Origin of the sequence: Bacillus sp. L75 (genome assembly GCF_003676355.1) — a bacterium.
Taxonomy (GTDB): Bacteria; Bacillota; Bacilli; order Bacillales; family Bacillaceae; genus Bacillus; species Bacillus velezensis.
On sequence record NZ_ML064918.1, the window covers coordinates 30183 to 49936 of the forward strand.

The 19754-nt window shown below is 43.1% G+C and carries 26 protein-coding genes; 7 read left to right on the plus strand and 19 right to left on the minus strand.

Translation table 11 applies throughout. The annotated features are described in order from the left end of the window. Positions 1-35: 35 nt before the first annotated feature. From D5S11_RS18250 to cgeC, 12 genes are all read right to left on the minus strand, one after another. Complete coding sequence (locus D5S11_RS18250) at positions 36-314, minus strand: YokU family protein (RefSeq protein ID WP_032866259.1); 279 nt, start codon at positions 312-314, stop codon at positions 36-38. Next, the gene (kamA, locus tag D5S11_RS18255; protein ID WP_007407939.1) at positions 311-1732 is read right to left on the minus strand and encodes a lysine 2,3-aminomutase; all 1422 of its coding nucleotides are present in this window, start codon (positions 1730-1732) and stop codon (positions 311-313) included. Before kamA ends, D5S11_RS18250 begins: the two co-directional genes overlap by 4 nt. Next, positions 1729-2601, minus strand: coding sequence for a putative beta-lysine N-acetyltransferase (ablB, locus tag D5S11_RS18260; RefSeq protein ID WP_108724884.1), 873 nt, complete (start codon positions 2599-2601; stop codon positions 1729-1731). The genes kamA and ablB overlap by 4 nt, the downstream gene beginning before the upstream one ends. Continuing rightward, the gene (locus tag D5S11_RS18265) at positions 2564-3865 is read right to left on the minus strand and encodes a peptidase (protein WP_020955950.1); all 1302 of its coding nucleotides are present in this window, start codon (positions 3863-3865) and stop codon (positions 2564-2566) included. The genes ablB and D5S11_RS18265 overlap by 38 nt, the downstream gene beginning before the upstream one ends. Next, positions 3837-4532, minus strand: coding sequence for a 3-oxoacid CoA-transferase subunit B (locus D5S11_RS18270; protein WP_015240034.1), 696 nt, complete (start codon positions 4530-4532; stop codon positions 3837-3839). Before D5S11_RS18270 ends, D5S11_RS18265 begins: the two co-directional genes overlap by 29 nt. Continuing rightward, entirely contained in the window at positions 4517-5206 is a 690-nt protein-coding gene (locus D5S11_RS18275) for a CoA transferase subunit A (protein ID WP_108724883.1), read from the minus strand. Before D5S11_RS18275 ends, D5S11_RS18270 begins: the two co-directional genes overlap by 16 nt. Before the next feature lie 6 nt (positions 5207-5212). Beyond that, entirely contained in the window at positions 5213-6544 is a 1332-nt protein-coding gene (locus D5S11_RS18280) for an aspartate aminotransferase family protein (protein WP_108724882.1), read from the minus strand. Between the two features lie 247 nt (positions 6545-6791). Continuing rightward, positions 6792-7238, minus strand: a complete 447-nt coding sequence (locus D5S11_RS18285; protein ID WP_108724881.1) for an AraC family transcriptional regulator — start codon at positions 7236-7238, stop codon at positions 6792-6794. A 137-nt stretch (positions 7239-7375) separates the two neighbouring features. Then, on the minus strand, positions 7376-7522 hold the full coding sequence (locus D5S11_RS18290) for a YjcZ family sporulation protein (RefSeq protein WP_014418145.1): 147 nt from the start codon (positions 7520-7522) through the stop codon (positions 7376-7378). A gap of 78 nt (positions 7523-7600) precedes the next feature. Then, positions 7601-8380: a GNAT family N-acetyltransferase gene (locus tag D5S11_RS18295; protein ID WP_007407931.1), complete on the minus strand. Its 780-nt coding sequence runs from the start codon at positions 8378-8380 to the stop codon at positions 7601-7603. A gap of 38 nt (positions 8381-8418) precedes the next feature. Further along, a complete protein-coding gene (locus D5S11_RS18300; protein ID WP_108724880.1) occupies positions 8419-9690 on the minus strand; it encodes a glycosyltransferase family 2 protein in 1272 nt (423 codons plus the stop codon). Positions 9691-9755: 65 nt separating this feature from the next. Continuing rightward, on the minus strand, positions 9756-10055 hold the full coding sequence (gene cgeC, locus D5S11_RS18305; RefSeq protein WP_012117782.1) for a spore maturation protein CgeC: 300 nt from the start codon (positions 10053-10055) through the stop codon (positions 9756-9758). 210 nt (positions 10056-10265) lie between these two features. Here cgeC and D5S11_RS18310 point away from each other — a divergent pair, with 210 nt between their 5' ends. After that, complete coding sequence (locus D5S11_RS18310) at positions 10266-10697, plus strand: hypothetical protein (protein WP_007407928.1); 432 nt, start codon at positions 10266-10268, stop codon at positions 10695-10697. A 6-nt stretch (positions 10698-10703) separates the two neighbouring features. Beyond that, on the plus strand, positions 10704-11660 hold the full coding sequence (locus D5S11_RS18315; RefSeq protein ID WP_042635282.1) for a CgeB family protein: 957 nt from the start codon (positions 10704-10706) through the stop codon (positions 11658-11660). A 49-nt stretch (positions 11661-11709) separates the two neighbouring features. Here D5S11_RS18315 and phyC read toward each other — a convergent pair whose 3' ends face one another. Further along, entirely contained in the window at positions 11710-12861 is a 1152-nt protein-coding gene (gene phyC, locus D5S11_RS18320) for a 3-phytase (RefSeq protein WP_032866264.1), read from the minus strand. A gap of 315 nt (positions 12862-13176) precedes the next feature. Here phyC and D5S11_RS18325 point away from each other — a divergent pair, with 315 nt between their 5' ends. Continuing rightward, positions 13177-13602, plus strand: coding sequence for an SDR family NAD(P)-dependent oxidoreductase (locus D5S11_RS18325; RefSeq protein WP_003153663.1), 426 nt, complete (start codon positions 13177-13179; stop codon positions 13600-13602). Between the two features lie 33 nt (positions 13603-13635). On the opposite strand, the gene sprB is transcribed toward D5S11_RS18325, so the two are convergent. Continuing rightward, positions 13636-13812 (minus strand): recombination directionality factor SprB, encoded by a 177-nt coding sequence (gene sprB, locus D5S11_RS18330; protein ID WP_007612049.1) that lies wholly within the window; start codon positions 13810-13812, stop codon positions 13636-13638. Positions 13813-14165: 353 nt separating this feature from the next. Further along, on the minus strand, positions 14166-14423 hold the full coding sequence (locus tag D5S11_RS18340; protein WP_237436502.1) for a DUF3221 domain-containing protein: 258 nt from the start codon (positions 14421-14423) through the stop codon (positions 14166-14168). A 547-nt stretch (positions 14424-14970) separates the two neighbouring features. Between D5S11_RS18340 and D5S11_RS20275 the strand changes: the two genes are divergently transcribed. Both D5S11_RS20275 and D5S11_RS18350 read left to right on the plus strand, forming a co-directional pair. Beyond that, a complete protein-coding gene (locus D5S11_RS20275) occupies positions 14971-15207 on the plus strand; it encodes a hypothetical protein (RefSeq protein ID WP_032866265.1) in 237 nt (78 codons plus the stop codon). 125 nt (positions 15208-15332) lie between these two features. Beyond that, entirely contained in the window at positions 15333-15707 is a 375-nt protein-coding gene (locus D5S11_RS18350; protein ID WP_032866266.1) for a YoqO family protein, read from the plus strand. Between the two features lie 233 nt (positions 15708-15940). Here D5S11_RS18350 and D5S11_RS18355 read toward each other — a convergent pair whose 3' ends face one another. Continuing rightward, positions 15941-16393, minus strand: coding sequence for a YoqH family protein (locus D5S11_RS18355; RefSeq protein ID WP_108724879.1), 453 nt, complete (start codon positions 16391-16393; stop codon positions 15941-15943). A 377-nt stretch (positions 16394-16770) separates the two neighbouring features. On the opposite strand from D5S11_RS18355, the gene D5S11_RS18360 reads away from it, so the two are divergent. Together D5S11_RS18360 and D5S11_RS18365 are read left to right on the plus strand one after the other, a co-directional pair. Then, entirely contained in the window at positions 16771-17886 is a 1116-nt protein-coding gene (locus D5S11_RS18360; protein ID WP_032866267.1) for a Rap family tetratricopeptide repeat protein, read from the plus strand. Further along, entirely contained in the window at positions 17883-18005 is a 123-nt protein-coding gene (locus tag D5S11_RS18365; protein WP_021493942.1) for a PhrK family phosphatase-inhibitory pheromone, read from the plus strand. Before D5S11_RS18360 ends, D5S11_RS18365 begins: the two co-directional genes overlap by 4 nt. A 40-nt stretch (positions 18006-18045) precedes the next feature. On the opposite strand, the gene D5S11_RS18370 is transcribed toward D5S11_RS18365, so the two are convergent. From D5S11_RS18370 to D5S11_RS18380, 3 genes are all read right to left on the minus strand, one after another. Continuing rightward, the gene (locus tag D5S11_RS18370) at positions 18046-18396 is read right to left on the minus strand and encodes a GNAT family N-acetyltransferase (RefSeq protein WP_007407918.1); all 351 of its coding nucleotides are present in this window, start codon (positions 18394-18396) and stop codon (positions 18046-18048) included. Between the two features lie 95 nt (positions 18397-18491). After that, positions 18492-19088 (minus strand): SMI1/KNR4 family protein, encoded by a 597-nt coding sequence (locus D5S11_RS18375; protein ID WP_007407917.1) that lies wholly within the window; start codon positions 19086-19088, stop codon positions 18492-18494. A 1-nt stretch (position 19089) separates the two neighbouring features. Beyond that, positions 19090-19754, minus strand: a 665-nt coding sequence (locus D5S11_RS18380) for an HNH endonuclease family protein (RefSeq protein WP_206504689.1), incomplete at its 5' end; no start/stop codon positions are given.

Below are 19754 nucleotides of genomic sequence, written 5' to 3' on the forward strand. Positions count from 1 at the left end.
ATACAATTCAAGTGTGAAATTACAACAAAAGAAGACTAGGAGAAGTCAAAATAATTCCGTTTCAAGATCCGTTCTGTCTCCATCAGCTCTTGATATGTGAGTGTTTCCGGTAATTTTTTTGCATTGACTAAAAAAAGCTGATTTTCGATTTCCGCTATGACCGCTTCCTCCTGATAAGTCATGCTGCAGGAGGAACAGGCGAATGCGGGTGTTTCTGTAATTTCTATGGCCCTCGTACCGTCAGGAAGCTCCCAGTACACAGCCGCCTGACAAGCTGACGCCTTCTGATTGCCGCACCACTCGCATGGCTTCACGGCGATTCACCTCCGACTTCCGATCCTGCTTTTTGCTCTTTCTTTTGCTGTGCAATAAATTTCTTTTCTTTCAATTCATCTCTCTTTTCCCTGCGGTCTTTCAGCGTTTCATGATCAGGGTTTGATGTGAACGTTTTCCTCCTGTCGATCCTCGATACATTTTCCGGTGTGAACGAAACCTCTTTGTCCGCGAAAATGGCGCTCAGTCCGACCGGCTCGCGTTTGGCCATCGTTCCAGGAAAAACAGATTCAAAATAGTCGTCGGCTTGATTCGGGATATAGTTTTCCGGCTCGGGATAAGATGTAATCACCCCTTCGAAGTTTCTGATCACAACTTTCTCCGGACTTTGGGAGAGCAAGTAGTTCGGCTGCAGGGCGATTTTACCGCCTCCGCCCGGGGCGTCGACGACAAAGGTCGGCACGGCAAAGCCCGTTGTGTGGCCCCTCAGTCCTTCAATGATTTCCAGCCCTTTTGACACAGGCGCTCTGAAATGGCCGATTCCCTCTGACAAATCACATTGATAAATATAATACGGACGCACGCGGATTTTCACTAAATCATGCATGAGTTTTTTCATAATCGGCACCGAATCGTTAATGCCTGCTAAAATAACGGCCTGGTTACCGACCGGAACACCTGCGTTAACGAGCTTTTCACACGCCGCAACCGATTCTTCCGTCAGTTCGATGCTCGTATTAAAATGAGTGTTCAGCCAGACCGGATGATATTTTTTCAAAATCTCACAAAGGTTATCCGTTATCCGCTGCGGAAATACAACGGGCGCTCTCGTTCCGATCCGGATAATTTCAAGATGGGGAATGTCACGCAGGTTTTTCAAAATATATTCCAGAATCTGATCGTTGATTAAAAGCCCGTCTCCGCCGGAAATCAGGCAGTCACGGATTTCCGGCGTTTCCCGGATGTAAGCGATTGCCGCATCGAGCTGTTTTTTCGGCACCCCCATTCCGATCTGTCCGGAAAAACGCCTTCTGGTGCAATATCGGCAATACATCGAGCATTGATTTGTCACCAGAAAAAGAACGCGGTCGGGATAGCGGTGCGTAAGACCGGGAACCGGTGAATCTTCATCTTCAAACAGCGGATCTTCAAGGTCATATTTCGTTTTGTGCATTTCTTCTGACAGCGGCACGGACTGCATGCGGATCGGACATCTCGGGTTATCGGGATCCATTAAAGAAGCATAATAAGGCGTAATGTTCAGGGGAATGGTTTTTACAGACATCCTGACGCCTTCTTCTTCCTCTTCGGTCAAATGAATGACTTTTTTCAGGTCATCGACGGTTCTTACAGTATGGGTGAGCTGCCACAGCCAATCATTCCACTTGTCTTCCGGCACATCTTTCCACAATTCAATCTCCTTCCAATGACGCTTCGGCTGAAACCATTTGTTTGTCAAACGAATTCCTCCTTATGAATGGCCAAACGTAAAGTCTTGCACCATATATTCATATTTTCGAGCCCTTCTGAAATGCGGCAGTTGTTCACAAGCCTGCCTCTGTAGCCGTATCCCGCATGGTACAAAACGGCATTCATCCCGTAAGACGCTGCACGGGCCAAGGAAAAAAGATGGATGATTCCCCGGCCCGCGAGTTCCTGCTCCAACGCTTTAAACAAGTGTGCCGTTACGGAGTTCCCCCTGTAATCTGACAGAACCGCGCAATCGGTCATTTCAGCGTGCCCCAATACCGGATTGATATCTGCGCTTGCCGCCCCAATGAGACGATCCTGATCGAATGCGGCATAATAGATGGTGTTTTCTCTCATTGTTTTTTTAATATAAAGGGGATTAAAGACAGGAGTCGGATAGGTAAGAAAAACATGTTTATATAAGTGCGATAAGCGGTCTGCATCATCTTCATCCGCTTTTCTGAACATCAGCGCGCTTTCTGCCTGAGTCAGTCCCCGCCGCGGTGTCTCATATAAACGGTCAACAGTCGAATCTTCTGATACATATGAATCTGACCGTCTCCGTTCCTCTGCTAAATAGCGCACCATCACAACAGCCTCATGCCCGTTGTAATACCCGTCTATGACACCCTCAACAATAAAAAGATGCTTGACAAATTCCGGCTCATCGCCGCGCTTGGCAAAGAAAATTACCTTTTGGGCTCCTTCTTGCTTTGCTTCTGCCAAAACGGCCGGAATAAGCGCCGTGATCTGTCCGTCATAACGAATGACTCTGAGCCGCTCATTGAAACGGTCTGCATCAATCTCGGCCGCTCCCTTTTCAGCCCTCAGTTCCTTTATCAGCTCCGTCACCCCCATCTGCCACCCCGCACCATTCCATGATAAAAAGAGAAATGATTTTGACGGCATCGATTAACGCCCGGATTTCAATGTATTCATTCGCCTGATGCGCCGCTTTGACTTCTCCCGGCCCGAAGACGATGACCGGCGTCTGTCCCGCGTGCTGCAAAAGCCCTCCGTCCGTTCCCCACGGGGACGCTTCACGAACCGGTTTTGCCCCTTTCATTTTCTCAAAAGAAGATTCCAGAGCGGAAATCAGCGGATGCTCATCCGGGAGATCATTCGGAAGCCACTGAGCCCCAAACCATTCTATTTCCGCCGGGTGGTGTTTAAACCACTCATCCCGGTACTCCAAATCTTTCAGCCAGCTTGCGAGCTCTTCTTTTACTGCTTCGGGCGTTTCATCCGGAGCTATTCCGCACCTGCCTTCTATCACCACACGGTCAGCTACCGATGATGGCCACGTTCCCCCTTGGACGGTGCCGATATTAATGGGAACCGGGATCGGAACGTCCCGATAAAGCGGGTCTGTGATACGGGCGTTGCGGACGTGTTCAAGCTCTTTAAGGGCTGTGATGACATGCAGGCTTTTTTCAATGGCGCTCACCCCTTCATAGCGGGTGCCGCCGTGTGCGGACAATCCCCTTACCGTAATGCGGAACCACATAGACCCTTGCTGCTTAACAAACAGCTTTAAATTAGTCGGTTCGGGAATAAGCGCCCCGTCAGCCTTGTAGCCCCTCATAACAGCCGCCAGTGTTCCCGCGCCGCCGCACTCTTCATCTATGACACTTTGAAACAGAACATCTCCTTTTAATGTAATCCCGCAGGCTTCAAGCGCTTCTAACGCAAACAAGAGAGCTGTATTGCCGCCTTTCATATCCGTTGACCCGCGGCCGTAAACTTTGCCGTCCTTTTCAACAGCGGTAAACGGTTCATACGTCCATGCGGCGGGATTTCCTTCCGGGACAACATCAATATGTCCGTTCAGTATCAGTGATCTTCCGCCCCCGGCCCCTTTCTTTACAGCTGTGATATTCGGGCTTTCATGGAAGTCTTCGCGTTCCGATACGAAATAAGGATGCTCTTTCAAATGTTTGACACTCGGCTCCCATACATCAATATCCATGTCAAACTGTCTCAGTTTTTCTAAAACGACTGCCTGCGCGTTAAATTCATGGCCGAACGTGCTTTTTTCCCCGATCAGCCGTTTCAGCAAGCTTACCGCTTTTGCTGTGTTTTCTTCCGCCCACTCAGTGACTTTCTTTTCTAATTGATCCATGGACAGGCCCCCTTTTAAGAAAACATTCTCCCAATCTGATCTCGGCATCCGTTGTTTGAATGACATCGTCTATGGTCGTGCCATTCAGCAGTTCCTCAAGAACAAAAGCCCCATCATCTATGCTGATGACGGCTTTCTCTGTAATGATGAGATCTGCACAGCCCGCTGCTGTAAGCGGCAATGAACAGCTTTCGACCAGCTTCGGCCGTCCTTTCTGATCGGTGTGGCTCATGACGACAACTACTTTTTTCGCGCCTTGGGCAAGCTCCATCGCCCCGCCCATTCCGGGCACTTTTTTTCCCGGCACGAGCCAATTGGCGAGATCACCTGTCCTGCTGACTTGGAGCGCGCCTAAAATGGTAATATCTATCAGCCCTTTTCTGATCATGGCAAAAGACAGAGCTGAATCAAAATAGGAAGCACCCTTAACTGTACTGACAGGAAACCCGGCCGCATTGCATAAAAGCTCATCCTCCTCTCCGCGCTCCGGACTGCCGCCGATCCCGAGGACGCCGTTTTCCGCCTGCAGCATTACCTCCATGCCGGCGGGCAGAAAGTTCGGCACTAAAGAAGGAATGCCGATCCCCAGGTTGACAATCATACCTGAGGTAACTTCACTGGCGGCCCGCCTCGCGATACTCTCTCTTTCCGCTATTCCCAAGCCCATTTCCACTTCACTCCTTCACTTTGCACGACACCCTCCACGAAAACGCCCGGCGTTACAATATGCTCGCTGTCAAGTTCGCCGGCAGGCACAATCTCTGCCGCCTCAGCAAATGTTCTTTCGGCCGCCGCAGCCATCAGAGGGTTCATGTTGCGCGCCGTTTTGTCAAACGTCAGATTCCCGAATTCATCAGCAGTATGTGCGGACACAAAAGCGAAATCAGCCGTCAGCGCTTTTTCAACTAAATAGGACTTTCCGTCAATCGTTACGGTTTCTTTGTTTTCACAAACGGTTGCGTTATTAATGCCGATATCAGTTAAAATACCGCCTAGCCCCGCTCCGCCTGCACGAATCCGTTCAGCAAGCGTCCCTTGCGGCGAAAATTCCACCTCAAGCGCTCCGTCAGTCATTTGTCTGCCCGCGACAGGATTTGAGCCGATATGGGAAGCGATCAGCCTTTTTACCCGCTTATGAACGATAAGCGGGCCGATGCCAATTTCCGGAAATCCGGCATCATTGCAGATGACGGTCAGCTCTTTAACGCCGCTTTCCAAAATCGCTTCGATTAATGACGGAGGTGAACCCACTCCCCCAAAACCGCCGAACATGATGACAGATTCGTCCTTGACATCGGCAATTGCTTCATGAATATCGATTTTTTTATGAAAAATAGACATATCAGCTCAATCCTTCTTCATCATTTTTTCAACTTCTTCTGCGGCCTGTGAAAATAGATCTGACAGCTCATCCAGCTCGGCATATGAAATCGTGAACGGCGGGGCGATGATGACGGCGTCTCCTTCTCCGCTGTCAATACCGGGCTTTGCAGGGTAAATAAGCAGGCCCCGTTTTTTTGCCGCTTTAATGATTTTTTCGGTGAAGGCCTGTTTTTTCGAAAAAACGTCCTTCGTCGTTTTATCCTTAACGAATTCAACCCCGATCAGGAGGCCTTTACCGCGGACATCCCCAATCACCCCGCTGCGCTCTTTGATTTCTTCTAATTTCCGCTTCAGCATTACGCCTTTCTCCTCTGACTGCCGAAGCAGATCGTGTTTCTTAACATAGCGAAGCACTTCAAGCGCCGCTCTAGCACAGTATGGGTTGGCACTGTACGTATGTCCGCTCATAATGACCCCGGAGCCCCGCTTGATCGTTTCAATGATGTCATCAGACGCAACGGCTGCCGCTATCGGAGCGTAACCGGCGCCTAACCCTTTTCCGAGCACCGCGATATCAGGTGCGATCCCCCAATGCTCAGAAGCAAGCATCCGTCCTGTTCTCCCGAGCCCCGTCATGACTTCATCCGCGATAAACAAAATACCGTGCCGGCGGCAGACATCCTCAAGCGCTTCATAATAACCTGCCGGCGGAGTGATGGCCGCCCCGGCTGCTCCGACAATCGGTTCTGCGACAAATCCCGCGATAAATGAGGAACCGATCCGCTGAACAGCCGTTTCCAGTTCAGCCGCCGCAGCTTTCACAAATTCCTCTCCCTGCAGCTCTGAACGATACATATTAGGCGCTGAAACGGCAGGAAACCGTTCGAGCAACTGGGTGAAGCGGTATCTCCGTTCGTAGAACCCCGATAATGAAAGCGCTCCCAAAGTAATGCCGTGGTAACTGCCCCATCTTGATAGAAAGACGGATTTTTGGTATTGCCCTTTTTCCTGCCAATATTGAACGGCCATTTTCATCGCTGTTTCGACTGCCTCTGAGCCGCTGTTTACAAAAAATGACCAATTCAGCCCGCCCGGCAGATGATCCGCCAGAAATAAAGCCAGTTCTTCTGCCGGAGTACTGGTGAATTGCGAGCGATACACAAACGAAACAGAGTCAAGCTGCTCTTTTAAAGCTTGTATAATATCCTCCGTGCCGTGGCCGATATTGCAAGTGACCGCCCCCGATGCTCCGTCAAGATACTTGTTCCCCTCCTGATCATACACATATGATCCCTTTCCATGACTGACTGACGGATAATTCCCGTCAAGCTCCGGTTTGATTAAATAGCTCCCCATATCTTTCCACCTCGAAAACCCATTTGCTTCATTGTATGAACAGATGAATAACCGCATTCTTATCCTTCAGAAAGTTTTTTGCAGAAAATACCTTTCTGTAAAACAGGCTGCCGGAGATGTCCCGACAGCCTGAAAAGCGTTCTGGAAATTCTATTCCTATTGTTGATTTTATTCTTTGCTCAGCTCATTATCACATCATTTTTGATCTGAATCAGTATAAGCAGATGGCGGAAAATTCCCGTCTTCTTTACTGTATGGGAATCAATATTTCACACAAATGATGATTCACCTTTTGGAAAGTATACCTTTCGATAATGGGCTGCTCTCTGATTGATAAATTATTTTTTTCGATCTCAGAAAAAATAGTGTTCCAAAATCCACTGACTGCCTCTTTTGTATGATCAAGCAAGAAAACAGCGTACTTCCCTCCGGAAAATGTACCGATCCGGGCTGGTTCAGGCACATGGTCTTGATTGATAACAAGACAAACATCATAGCGGCATTTCTCTTTAGGAGTACGATTCGGATGATCTTGCGGAATTCCTAAAATGACAGAATGATCAAGCAGACCATTCAATTGCGCCCAGTTTTTAAATGACTCCATCAGTTCATTGTTTTGCTTTCCGCCATACTCTCCGATGTTTCGGAAATAAGCAATTCTGGATTCAGGTAATTCTTCAATCGTTATGTTCACATTTTCGCCCCCTTCTCCAGAAAGGTAGTATGTATTAAAATGTTTTTCAAGCTGATTTTTCAGCATGGAAATAACAAAAAGCCTGCAGAAAGTGATGTTCTCTGCAGGCTGATTTTCATTATAGGATTTTTTTCAGTCTAACAAATAAAAGCCGCACCGACGATGATTAATAAAATAAACAATACCACGATCAGCACAAAAGTGCTGGTTCCGCCTCCGCAGCCGCCGTGCCCGTAACCATAGCCAAAACTGCCGCAACCGTAGCCATATCCGTATCCGTACATACGCAAATCATCCTTTCTTCTTACGATATACGGCATTGTATGCGGGCCAACTCCCAATTGGTTTATGCGAATGCCCAACTATGTAAGAAAATAATGAAAAATTGTATGCACGCGCCGAAATCTTTTGAAGCCGAGTTTTTCATAAAAGCGGTTTACACCGTCCATCCCGGACGTCACAAGGTATACGGTTTCCATGCCGTTCAGCTTTGCCGCCGCCATCAGCTCATTCATCAATATCGATCCGTAGCCTTTTCGTTGGAATTGATCCAGAATTGCGACTTCTTCTATTTTTGCGGTTTTATCTGCTTTGTTGATGAAAAGCTCTCCGCAGCCGATCGGAATCGTTTGCGAGGCGTCGCTGTAGCACACGACAAGCATAACCGTTCCGTCCTTATACAAAGGATATTTCCGCTCAAGCTTTTGTTCGGCCGCCGCCTCGCCAATGTAAAGGGCATCATAGATGTTCATAATAGACGACCCGTCGGCGAGGCTTTTTTCCGTCCCCCAAGCAGTGAGCGGGTGTCCGGCCTGCAGGTCCCTATTTTCCAGTTTCCTTGCAAAAAACAGCTCATCTTCCACTACGCAGCCCTGCTTTACGAGATTTTGTTTCAGAAGAAGCGGAAACGCGTGCTCCGGAGCCGCTTTCACATGAATATAATTGGCTTGAAGCAAGCCCGGAACGGACGAAAAAAACGGCAGCAGTTTGTCTAACGGAAATGTACGGTGCAGCTGAACAAAGTTATGCGAAAAAATCTGCGGCAAAAAAGGGTCCGTATATACACTGAAATGCTCGAACCTCTGAATGCCGGAAGTAAGCTCTATATACTGCTTCTCGGTTTTATCAAATTGATCGGTCATAAAAGCTCTCCTTTTCCTTACACATCCAACTGCATCTCTCAACCTTTTGTTATATTGAGATTTCTCATAATTTCATCGTACACCGGATAGAACGGCATTCCAATTGGTAATTGTTTAATTTGCTGAAAGGAAATGGGTATCGCCTTCTGATTCGCAAAAAAGCGTTTCGCTACGTCATGACTGATCGGATGGAGAACCCCTCTCAAATAAACATAAAATTCCCGTTCAATGCGAAACAGCATTCTCCCGGGCAGATGTTGAATACAGCCCGATGTCCCCCGGCTGATCGGCGGACCGTCCGGAAGCGATTGTATTTCGCCCCGCTCTAAAGCCGGGATGTCATGCCGTTTAAATCGGTAAAAGCGAAATGCGCTATGATCAACCATTCTTTTCTCCCCGTCTTCTATAAAATAAACATGAAACTGATCCCTGACGAGCTGAAAATTCGGAATACTGACGGAGTTCTCTTCCTCATATTGAAATAAAAACGGATCCGGAATGACGACGGTTCGGCCTTCATATAACGTATGCCAGCGCTCGTTTACAGGCTTCCTTTTATTTCGGTCAAGCTGATATACTTTCTGATCCGTCCCCTTTACAAAGGATCCGTCGATCAGGACAGACGGAAGCGATTGATACGTGTTCTGAAATGAGTGGGGTGTTTTATAGGTCGTATCCAACACTTCTTTTATCGGCAGAAATGATGTAAATGTGTTGAGCCTGCTCCAAAAAACAGAGTCTCCGTGATTCCAATGCATAACATCTTCGTCCCAAAAGCTGCCGAACTTCTCTTTCACACGCTCAAGCAATGATCTCCGGTGCATCACTGAACAGTGATCAACGAGAAAAGCGGCCTGATCTAGCACCTCTTCAGCATAACGATAGAAGTGGAATTGTTCTGTTCCGCGCCCGTTTACATGTATCACCTTCTGGCTGGAATAGACGGCATCAAACTCGCTGTATTGATTAAGCGCTTCCGCCATGCGGCTGAGCCTATCCGGATGAAATACGGTGTCGTCTGTCAAATAAGTGATGTATTCACCTTTAGCCCGTGAAAGCGCATCATTAATCAAAACGGCATACCGGGTGGACTTCAGCCGTTCGGCAGGATTGATAAAACTGTTGTCATAATATATGCGAGGATCTTTTATATACGTACTGATGGCAGCCGAGGTTTCTTCATTTGAATGATCATCCATTACAAACAGCTCCCAATTGCTGTAGGTCTGATGCAAAACACTTTCAATCGCCTGTTTCACAAGATCCGGTTTGTTGTAACTCGTTAAGATAATTGAGATCTTCTTTTCCATCCCATCACCCCTTCTGTAAAAACATAAAAAACGGCTCCGAAAGAGACAGAGCCTGATATCCGTTATTAAAAAGCACCCCAGCTGACGATGCTTGAAATCGCGACGTTTGATCTCGTATGATTGAGCGGATTTTGAAAAACGGCCAAATCTGACAGCACTTCTTTGACAATTACGTTTTGCAGTGTGCTGCCGTTAATCAGATTGACGCGTGATACAGGAACCCCAAGCTCTTTTGCCATTACAAGCTGACGCCGCAAATCTGAATGATCTCCGGACGGCTGACGGGATAACAAAAGAAGAAGAAGCAGTACGAGCTGAAATTCCTCCTCAAAACCCCCGTGTTTTACAGTTTCTTCCGAATCCAAAATATTCCTCTCCTTCATTTTTTAATCTATACAACGTATGTCATACTCTTACAAACCGCATAGGCAAACAAAGCCTGATTCGAAAATTCAGCTGTTTGATTAAATATTGAAAAAAACACAAGCAAAACGGCATTCGACTTATACCAATCTCTTCAATCAGGAATATGAATAAACGTGAGGTTGAAATTGTTAAAGGAGGTGTATGTCCGCATGAGCGAGGATCGTTTGGAGCTTAAAAAGGAGTTATTGAAAACTCTTTTAGCCCCTGTATTTGACAACAGCGCTTTATCTGGCGGTACAGATGGAGGAGATAATGTGGAAAACAAAGTAAAAGAATTATTGGAATCGGCAATTGATGCAAAAGTAGATGAAGCAGCGGCGAAAGACAGTCTCAGCGCACAATCTGTATTGGGAAGCGGTATTTCATTAGCTGCGAGATGGATTTTTGCAAGAATTCAGCCCGGCACTGTCATCAGCATTGTGATGGATTCAGGAGACATGATCGGCCCGGTTCAATTTGTTGCCTTTGACGAAATTCACGGAATCGTTTTTGTTACGCAGGAAAATTCCGTTACACCGGCAGGCTCTGCTACAACATTGCTTGACGTCGACAAAGTTGAAAGTGTCACGTTCACTTCGTAACAGCATATGAACGTTTTATATATCCGTTCAGGATATAAAGGCATATACACGTATTTTGACCGCTGGATTGAGGAAGGCTTTTTACAGTCTTCCGTCCGCTTTTTTTCTGTTTCTGAGTTTGAGGAAGATACCATCCGCAGTATACGGGCATTCAAACCAGACATCAGTCTGATGATGACGGGAGACCGTATTCCGTCTGAATGGCTTCAATGGCTGAAGACAGAACAGATTCCCGTTTATCTATGGATGACGGAGGATCCTTTTTATTTCGATGTGAGCATGACAATCGCCCCGCTTGCCGATGCCGTTTTAACGATAGAACAAAACGCGCTTGATGCTTACCGGCAAATGGGCTTACAGCACGTATATTATGTCCCGATCCCCGTTAATCAGCGGCTTTTTAAGAAACAACCTGCTGAAGCTTCTCTTCACACAAATCTGCTTCTGATCGGATACCCGTACCCGAACCGCGTTGAACTGGTGAAAGCAGCGGCGAAGCTTCCGTATACGCTTCGTATCATCGGGAAGGGATGGCGCAGACATCTGCCTAAAAAAATCGCCAGGCAGCAAAATGTGCTCGTAATGGATGAATGGATTGCACCCGAACGTGCCGCATTATATTACAACAGCGCAGACGTGGTCTTAAACCCTCACCGTTCTTATCGGTTTGCGCTCAATCAGAACGGACGCGGCATCGGAAATATCAGTTTAAATACGAGAAGCTTAGACATTGCGGCTTGTCAGGCCTTTCAGCTGACAGACCTTTCTCCCGCGCCCCCGTTTTCATCCTTTGTTTCTTACAGCGGACTTGCGGATTTTGCGGATAAGATCCATTTTTATATGACAAACCCGGGTGAACGTAAACAAATCGCGGCGCTTAATTACCGAGAGACAGTACCGGCGTACACGTATGACCAGCTTCCGGCTGTGCTTGCGGCTATCCGTTCCAAGACTTTCTCATGAAACGCTCTTCACATCAAAAAGCAGCTTGGATAAGCTGCTTTTTTCATGTTTATTTTCCGCTTCTGTCAGTCAGTTTTCTCGGGTCAACCTGTTTATTGACCTGCGGGTGAAAGCCGATTTTATCAGCGATTCTTTCCCAGGGCACCATTTTAAAATTTTGATTGGCCTTTTGGCCGTGATCTATATTTTCTCCGTCCTGTGCGACAAAAAGGCCGAACGGATATTCAGGTCCCAGCCCGAAACCCAGAACGTCAATTCCGTCTGTATCGCTTGTGCCGTCTGTTTCAGGCCCGTCTGTTATCTGAAAGTCCGCAACATATTTGTTCTGTCCCTGTCTTTCATAAATCGCGTAGCTGCTGTTACCCTGGCTTGAGGCAAGCAGATAACCTTTCCCGTCAGCAGCGTAGTAAATCGTCAGTCCTTCAATATCAGGAGTTAAATGCCTGCCGTCGGCACGATCGATCACCGTTCCGTTACTGCCGCCGTCCGGCTCAGCGCTGAACTTCCAGATGGCCTCATCTTCTTCTGCGAAATAAAGACTGCCGTATTCGTCATCTGCTGCCATCCCTTCTGTCTGAGAATTCATTTTAAACGCCCTTACCTTTTTGCCGGATATGTATCCATTTTTATCCGCATTTAATTCGTATTGTTCAAATTCGCCTTCTTTCCCTGTCACCATCGCGTAATATTTTCCTGTTTTTTGACTGTGGTACAAGCTGAAACCGTATACTTCATCAATTGCTGATGCAATCGGGCGGTCTGGGTTCGTAATGCTTTGTAATGTGCCGTTTTTCCCGTCAATGGCGTAAATCTCAATGGTATTCTTTCCTTCAGACCGATTGGATGCCGCCGCAATATCGACTTTTTTTCCGTTCAACGGAAAATCATAGCGGATATCAACATTGTTCAGCTTCCCGGTAGGATAGGAATGAAGCATCTTTCCCTCTAGGCTGTACACGACTAAGCCTGATTTTTTATTGGTTGTGATCAATTTGCTGTTCTGAGGATTCTTGGGGTCCAGCCAAATCGCAGGATCATCAGCTGCATCACCTGCTGTATCAACCGGTTCCGTTTCCGCCGCCGCATTCACGGTAAAATGATAAGGATCAGACAGCTTATGCTTGGCCTGGGAAGAAACCGCACCGCATGTGAGCATCAATCCGGCTGCCGCGGTTAACAAAAGTGTTTTTGAATGATTCATTTTCCTTCCTCCTTTTATGAAAGTGTACTTTAATTGTAAAATACATACAGGAAGTTCAGTGTTAAGTTTTTGTGAAGATTGTCCGCATGTGAGAATTTATGAAGAGAAAGAATTGACATGAGCAAATATTTAAAATGAACATTTAGTACAATGTTTTATTTGTGATTTCTATTCTATTAACCAGGTAAAGCGATATAAAAGCGCATCAGATTAATGTTTTTCTCTAATTTTTGATTTATTGGTTTCTTTCATTAACTCGCTGAAATTGTTCAACATATGATGCATGGTAGAGAAACGAGAGTTGGAGGATAAGCCATGCCTAAACAGCAAGCAGTAGAGCTACAACCGTTTTTTCACGATAAAACTGTTCTCGTCACAGGCGGGACAGGATCAATCGGAAGCCAAATAGTAAAACGCCTTTTGCTCTTAACCCCTAAAGAAGTCATTGTGTTCAGCAAAGATGACAGCAAACAATATGTGATGAAACAAAAATACGCGGATGAACAAAGACTGTCGTTTGTGCTCGGCGATGTTCGTGACTACAGAAGAGTCAACCAAGTGATGAAAGGTGTTGATATTGTCTTTCACACAGCTGCGCTGAAGCAGGTTCCGACATGTGAGGATAATCCCTTTGAAGCCATTCAAACCAACCTTATCGGCGGACAAAATGTCGCCGAAGCCGCTTTGCTGCAAGAGGTGACGCATGTGATTAATATCAGTACCGATAAAGCCGTTTATTAAGATACTTACTACAAACAAATCAAAAAAAGAAGCTTACTCTGCACTCCTTTCCAAAGCAGCCTCCAATAAATGCTGAGCAAATTGTTTATAAAATTCATCTAAGTCATTACTCGCTTCATCCTGATCTATATAGCGGATACTGTAATTATCTTTATGGACAACCTTTATTGTTTTCTTCTTTAATTCCTCATAACGTTGGTAAGGTTCCAAAACTACACCCCCGCTTTCACAGGAGTATTATATGTATGTAATGGTTCGTCTCTTGACTGTTCTTTCTTTATCAAAGCCTGGCAAGCTTGTTCAAATGTATGGTTAACTTATCCAGCGTTCAGACCGATCTCTTCGCATATGAATACGGGAATGCTGGTTTTATTCAAGGTGCCCAGTAATTCAAAAATGTGTTCTTGGCATGTGCCTTCTCTGCACCTGAGTCAACAATCGTCAAATAAATCTTGGGGCAGGATTAAGCCACCGCGAATGAGGTAAGGTTTGAAGACATTATTTCTGTTCAATATGCCGCTTCAGTTTTTTCAGCGGTATTCCTAGGAATTACAGAATATGTACTAAATACTTTCAAACTTTGAGATGTTTGTTTTTGGAGGTGAAGATTCATTTAATTTTTTATACCAAATACGAATTTTTTGTCCTTTGCTCAAGTCATCTTTATTGTTAAGTTGACTAAGTCCCAGTAATACTATATCCGATCTATACTTTTCAATAATCTCTTTTTCACTAAGATTTTCATAGTCTTTAACATCAGCTTTTTCATTAGGTATGAGAATTGCTTGATTCTCTCTTTTTAAAATGACATAGCCGACCATAGTTTGCTCAGCCTCCATAAAATGTTTGTTATGTTGATTTTGACACCCTAATGTTATACATAACAAAATTAACAGCATTATAAACACTCTATACAAGTTCAAACCGCCCTTCTTGCATATTTGTAACAAGAATAAAACACTGTTTTAGGAAATGACAGACTAAAACGCCTCATGTTTATGAATTTAAACAAATTCCCCCCCTAGACAAATGGAACACGGCGAGGTCTTCACCATTATAGAACCGCACAATTGCATCATGAAATATTCAATTGGCTGATCAACCACATCACCTTCTTTAAGCGATCTAATGTTTATATAAGGTCCTATAAGTCTATACAGCCTTTCCGCTTAATCATTTTGCTTATCTATAAGCAGTTTACATTAACTAAGGATATGTACAGTTTTTCAGACATGTTCAGCTTGTCTTGAAATGCCGGATTGCTTTATCTTGTTCTTTACTTAAAATGTTTATCATTTAATCATGCTGACTTAATATAATGTTTAAGTGTTTTTATATGGGGGGAATATGTGTAAGGAGGCGGTTTATTTGAAAAACGATCAGAAAATAACGCTAAACTCTTCTTTTGCGTTATCCACTCTTATTGTCTTACTTATTGCATTGTACCCGTCCTATTCTTCTTGGTTTGTCACAATATTCTTTTTAGGATTTGCACTAATATACACATTTGAAAAAAAGAGCAAATCTTCAAAACTAATTGCTATTATCTCTTATCCATTATTTATTGTTGCGTTTGTTTACAGCATAATAAACAGCATGTCATGATCCACTCTAAATTTGTTCTTAAAATTACGATTTTAAGTTAAGTTTAAACTGCATTATGTTGAGAATATCACCTTTAATTGGTAAGCTGACATCTAAGGTCATACTTATACAAAGCAGGTGATATATTGAACAAAATAATCGGAATGACCGGATTAATTATCTCCTTACTTGTGCAAGGGTTCTCAGCAAGTGATTCATTGACTCATAAGATCGCCATGGCTTGTCTATTTTTGTTCTTATTGGTTTATAATTTCAACCATACTAAGGAGTTCTCTAAAAAGTCTCTGGCGATTATAGGCACTTCCTTTATTGTGCTAATGCTTGGAATTTATCAATTGCTCTTTTTTACCGATGATTACTTTGAAAGTCGCGGTTTAAATTTTGGATTTATCCTCTTACTTGAAATTGTTTTAGTTATTGGATTAGTGACTGCTGCGCTGAATTTAATTAAGCATATTGCAGACCGCTTAAGGAAAACACCTGATGGTAAAGAGCGTTGACTCTTTGCCTTTTTTTAGCTAACCATTTCTTTTTATGCCGTCTTTCTATGTACAAAATCAAACGCAATATCGATTTTTGCCGGCTCTCTTCTATCAAATGATGAATTGACTCCAGACATTCCATCTTAATGGACTCTTCTTCATTTTTCACCAGAATTTCTCGATCAATTACCTTTTTGACAATTTACAAAAGATCCAGTCGCATTGCTCTCTTTGATAAGAACTCTACATTTCTAATAGCAAGATTGAATATTGTTTGTTAATACACTTGGCCCCAACTTTTGCGTCTTAGAATTTGAAAGGCGCACTTGCACTTTAACATTTGTCATTTCAGCTGATATGGAATCAACCCTTCCAGCCCAATTAGGGCTCTCTTCCTCGGGAGTCGGATATAGTTTAAATCGCCAACTGACCTCTCCTGTTTTGGAGGCAAATCCTTCATAACCGTCGTAGCTTCCATAAGAAGATGGTTGAGGAAGATGGACAGCAAGAATACTCATATTCGTTCTCGCAGCACTTGGCGGGTATAACTGCACTTTATAGATTAGTGCCGCACCCTTCGCATTTTTCAGTTTTTGATTTACCGGTTCGAGTACTGCACTACAAGGCATTGGACTTGCTTTCATTTGAGTTGGAGAGGCAATAACAGCAACCAATAACGGTATAACCAAGATAAATCGTTTCATCTACATTCCCTCACATTTTTTTGTTAATTTCCCTTACTCCCGCCTTGAATATTCATCACTTTTGAATGGTTAGCTTCATTAAAAGGTGAAAAAGGCAGTACTGGAGCTAAAGGAGCTATTGGTGCCGCCGGTAAAGATGGAAAATCAGCATATGAATTAGCGTTCAACAAGGTTTCTCAGGAACATTAGATGAATGGCTTGCCTCACTAAAAGCAACAGCAAACTAAACACGTACCCTTCTCTAACGAGGAGGGTATTTTTTTCGTTTTTTCAAATTGGAAAATCCCTAAATCTCTACATCCTTTTACAATTTTTTCAATGACTATGTTATGATTATTCCCGAGGGATTTTTGAAATTTTCAGAAAGAGGGGTTTGGATGAGCAAGATCGCTTCAGAAGTTGTTGCTACTACACTGAATGATTGGTACATTGCTATAAAGAAACAAAAGGTACATGAGTCAATAAAATATTACTCAGAGATTAAAAGCCTGTTCGATGATATGGAAGAGGATCAAGAAGTTCTTGCATATTACAGTTTATTAGAAGAAAGACACAAAATGTTGCTACACTCTTCACGCGGAGAGCCTTTACAAAAGCACACTTGTTTCACTGAAGAGAATGAAAATTTCATAAAAAGAACGAACGATAAATTGGAATATAACTTTTATTTATTCGAAGCAATGTACGAGGCATACAACAAAAATTATGATCGAGCAATTAACTTATATGGATTAGCGGAGAAAAAGCTTGCAGAAATTCCGGATGAAATTGAAGCAGCTGAATTCTACTCCAAGGTCTCCTACTTATACACTCTTGTTAAACAAAGCATTGTGGCACAACACTATATCAAGAATGCAATTGCAATATATAAGCGACACCCTGACTATAAATGCAAACTGGCAACTTCAACAATGATTGCGGCTGCAAACTATTCCGATATGAAACGGTTTGAAGAGTCAGAAACATATTATTTAGAAGCAATAGACATTGCACAAGAAACACAGGATGAATATTTGGAAGCTCAGTTATATCACAACCTTAGTATCGTGTATTCTGATTGGGACAAACCTGATAAGTGCATTAAATCTCTCGAAAAAGCTATTGAAAATGAATCTTGGATGAATTCAAATTATTATATAAATTCTTTATTCATGATGATTAAGGAACTATTTAAAATTGACGAAAAAATGAAAGCCATTAATTTTTACAATAAAGCACAGGAAAGACTCATATTAATGGAGAATAAGATATACGAAGCCAAAATTAGCATCCTATTCAACCTATATTGCGGTGAATTAAAAAACAACTTCAATAATTGCATCCGTTATATTGAGTTTTTAAAACAACAAAATGACCTTGAAAGTGTAGATGAATTGTCCTACATAGCTGCAAAAAGGTTTGAATCAATAGGTGCTTTTGAAGAAGCAACAAGCTTTTTCAATGAAAAAATTTGGGCTGAACAGAAAATGAATCAGGTGGAGGGAATCTTATGAAAAAAATTGTGCTTTGCGTATCTATTTTAACTGTAATTTTAAGTGGGGTAGCTTTAACGCAATTGAGTACAGATTCACCATCTAACATCCAGATAGCTGAAAGGCCAGTCGGAGGTTAAAAAATTAATTAATTTAGCCCTACTCATATGAGTGGGCTTTTTATTTTATGATTTGTGACCACCTGTCAAACTCATATCCTAGTTGTTTAGCATAATCAATCAAATAATCAACAATAATGCCACCTATCCCACGATTTCGATATCCTTCTTTAACAATCATACGAGATAGATAAATGCGTTTATCCGGAATGGTATAATCCGGGTCATTGTTTTGAAAAACTAACAATCCTTCTCCTATAAACTCGTCATTCACTGAGTAAATAAAAGTAATTCTGTTGCCGCTTACTAATTCGTCATAAAACACCTTAGCCATTTTCTTTTCCATGTCCCAAATATTATTACACTTATTGTATTCTTCGGGTTTTAATTTCTTTATTTGGTACGAATCCATAACCTCTCTCCCTTTTTATAATTAGTTTCTATCGAAAATAAAAAAGCTCTCTTTCTGAGAGCTTAACTTTGCAATACTTTTCCTAAAAATAAAAGCTAATTGTCCTTACCAAAGAGCAATTTTCCAAAGTCATTGTCTAAAATCTCAATTTCCACATCACTGTCACTATCATCCGTTTCAATTGGTTCGTCTACTAAACTTAGGATAAACTCCTCAAACGAATTGGCAATTAGGAAAAAGTCTTTATCAGGCTGACTTAATTCGTGATCCCAAAACAAAACTTTTTCATTGTCGATGTCCATACATATTTCATTACCACCTGCCGAGCTTGCTATAGGAATAATATTCCTAGGAAAGCGATCAGAATAAGTATTGATTGCTTCTTGGAGACTGTTATGATCGTTAGCTAAACCATAGAAGCTCTCTAGTAATTGTGTATCATCTTCCTTACCCATCCAAGGATCTTTCTCTATAGGTTTATAGCAAACGTCGTACTCAACTTCATCTGTTGTTTTTTTACTTTCTAAATAACAGCCTCCATATCCCTTCAAAAAATCCTTATAGTCGGAAGGCAATTGATTACCTATATTTCTTTCAATTTCTTTGAGCTGCTCGTTTGTATTAATGTTGGATTCTGTTTCAGTATCTATCGTAAATTCTTTTAACTTTTGTTCAATTTTATTGAAACTCATTCTAATACCCTCCCCTTAAATCAGAAGCTCCTCCAATATGAGGTATTTTGTTATTAATCACACTAGGCACTAGTTGTATTGTGACACTATCCAAATGGTGTGGGGTAAGTCCCTGTTGTGACAGCCATTTTTTCGCCTGCGCTTGAGATTTAAAACCCTTGATCTCTTTAATTTTTTTATAAACAAGCCTAAAATCTTTTTTCGTTCCATTTAATTCACCAGACTTAAACTTAATGTTTGCAACAGTCCATGGAGTAAAATCAGGACGTCCATTTTTAAAAGTAATCGGTTCTCCCTTAGTCGCTGCTTTTACTTCAGGTATGTCGGAATACCATTTTCCGTCACCAGGTGCGCCTTCCCATCGACCTTTATTCCTTGGTAATACCGTTCTAGGATTTGCTGATTCAATTAATCTAAGTAACCGATCCTTTAAATTTTCACTGTTAACTACATTATAAGGAACTCCTCCAGCCGGAACAACATCGTAACGGGGATTATAAGGCAATAAATCAGCAATTGAGACATCTTTCAGTTTTTGGCCTGCTTTATTGACTTTAGAGGTGACTTTTCCTGCTACGTCAGCTTTTGTAAGAGAACCGGCTCCCTTTGTGCCTACCACAGAGGTAACTACTGTACCTATCGCATATGTCACCCATCTTGATCTGG

Bases quoted from the DNA above. Each gene is read 5' to 3' on its own strand.
- D5S11_RS18365 (WP_021493942.1), top strand. From the start codon at position 17,883: ATGAAAAAAATTGTGCTTTGCGTATCTATTTTAACTGTAATTTTAAGT.
- D5S11_RS18290 (WP_014418145.1), bottom strand. From the start codon at position 7,522: ATGTACGGATACGGATATGGCTACGGTTGCGGCAGTTTTGGCTATGGT.
- D5S11_RS18265 (WP_020955950.1), bottom strand. From the start codon at position 3,865: ATGGATCAATTAGAAAAGAAAGTCACTGAGTGGGCGGAAGAAAACACA.
- D5S11_RS18375 (WP_007407917.1), bottom strand. From the start codon at position 19,088: ATGAGTTTCAATAAAATTGAACAAAAGTTAAAAGAATTTACGATAGAT.
- D5S11_RS18280 (WP_108724882.1), bottom strand. From the start codon at position 6,544: ATGGGGAGCTATTTAATCAAACCGGAGCTTGACGGGAATTATCCGTCA.
- D5S11_RS18310 (WP_007407928.1), top strand. From the start codon at position 10,266: ATGAGCGAGGATCGTTTGGAGCTTAAAAAGGAGTTATTGAAAACTCTT.
- D5S11_RS18355 (WP_108724879.1), bottom strand. From the start codon at position 16,393: ATGAAACGATTTATCTTGGTTATACCGTTATTGGTTGCTGTTATTGCC.
- D5S11_RS18315 (WP_042635282.1), top strand. From the start codon at position 10,704: ATGAACGTTTTATATATCCGTTCAGGATATAAAGGCATATACACGTAT.
- phyC (WP_032866264.1), bottom strand. From the start codon at position 12,861: ATGAATCATTCAAAAACACTTTTGTTAACCGCGGCAGCCGGATTGATG.
- D5S11_RS18295 (WP_007407931.1), bottom strand. From the start codon at position 8,380: ATGACCGATCAATTTGATAAAACCGAGAAGCAGTATATAGAGCTTACT.
- D5S11_RS18270 (WP_015240034.1), bottom strand. From the start codon at position 4,532: ATGGGCTTGGGAATAGCGGAAAGAGAGAGTATCGCGAGGCGGGCCGCC.
- D5S11_RS18325 (WP_003153663.1), top strand. From the start codon at position 13,177: ATGCCTAAACAGCAAGCAGTAGAGCTACAACCGTTTTTTCACGATAAA.
- D5S11_RS18300 (WP_108724880.1), bottom strand. From the start codon at position 9,690: ATGGAAAAGAAGATCTCAATTATCTTAACGAGTTACAACAAACCGGAT.
- D5S11_RS18360 (WP_032866267.1), top strand. From the start codon at position 16,771: ATGAGCAAGATCGCTTCAGAAGTTGTTGCTACTACACTGAATGATTGG.
- D5S11_RS18340 (WP_237436502.1), bottom strand. From the start codon at position 14,423: ATGGTCGGCTATGTCATTTTAAAAAGAGAGAATCAAGCAATTCTCATA.
- D5S11_RS18275 (WP_108724883.1), bottom strand. From the start codon at position 5,206: ATGTCTATTTTTCATAAAAAAATCGATATTCATGAAGCAATTGCCGAT.
- ablB (WP_108724884.1), bottom strand. From the start codon at position 2,601: ATGGGGGTGACGGAGCTGATAAAGGAACTGAGGGCTGAAAAGGGAGCG.
- D5S11_RS18370 (WP_007407918.1), bottom strand. From the start codon at position 18,396: ATGGATTCGTACCAAATAAAGAAATTAAAACCCGAAGAATACAATAAG.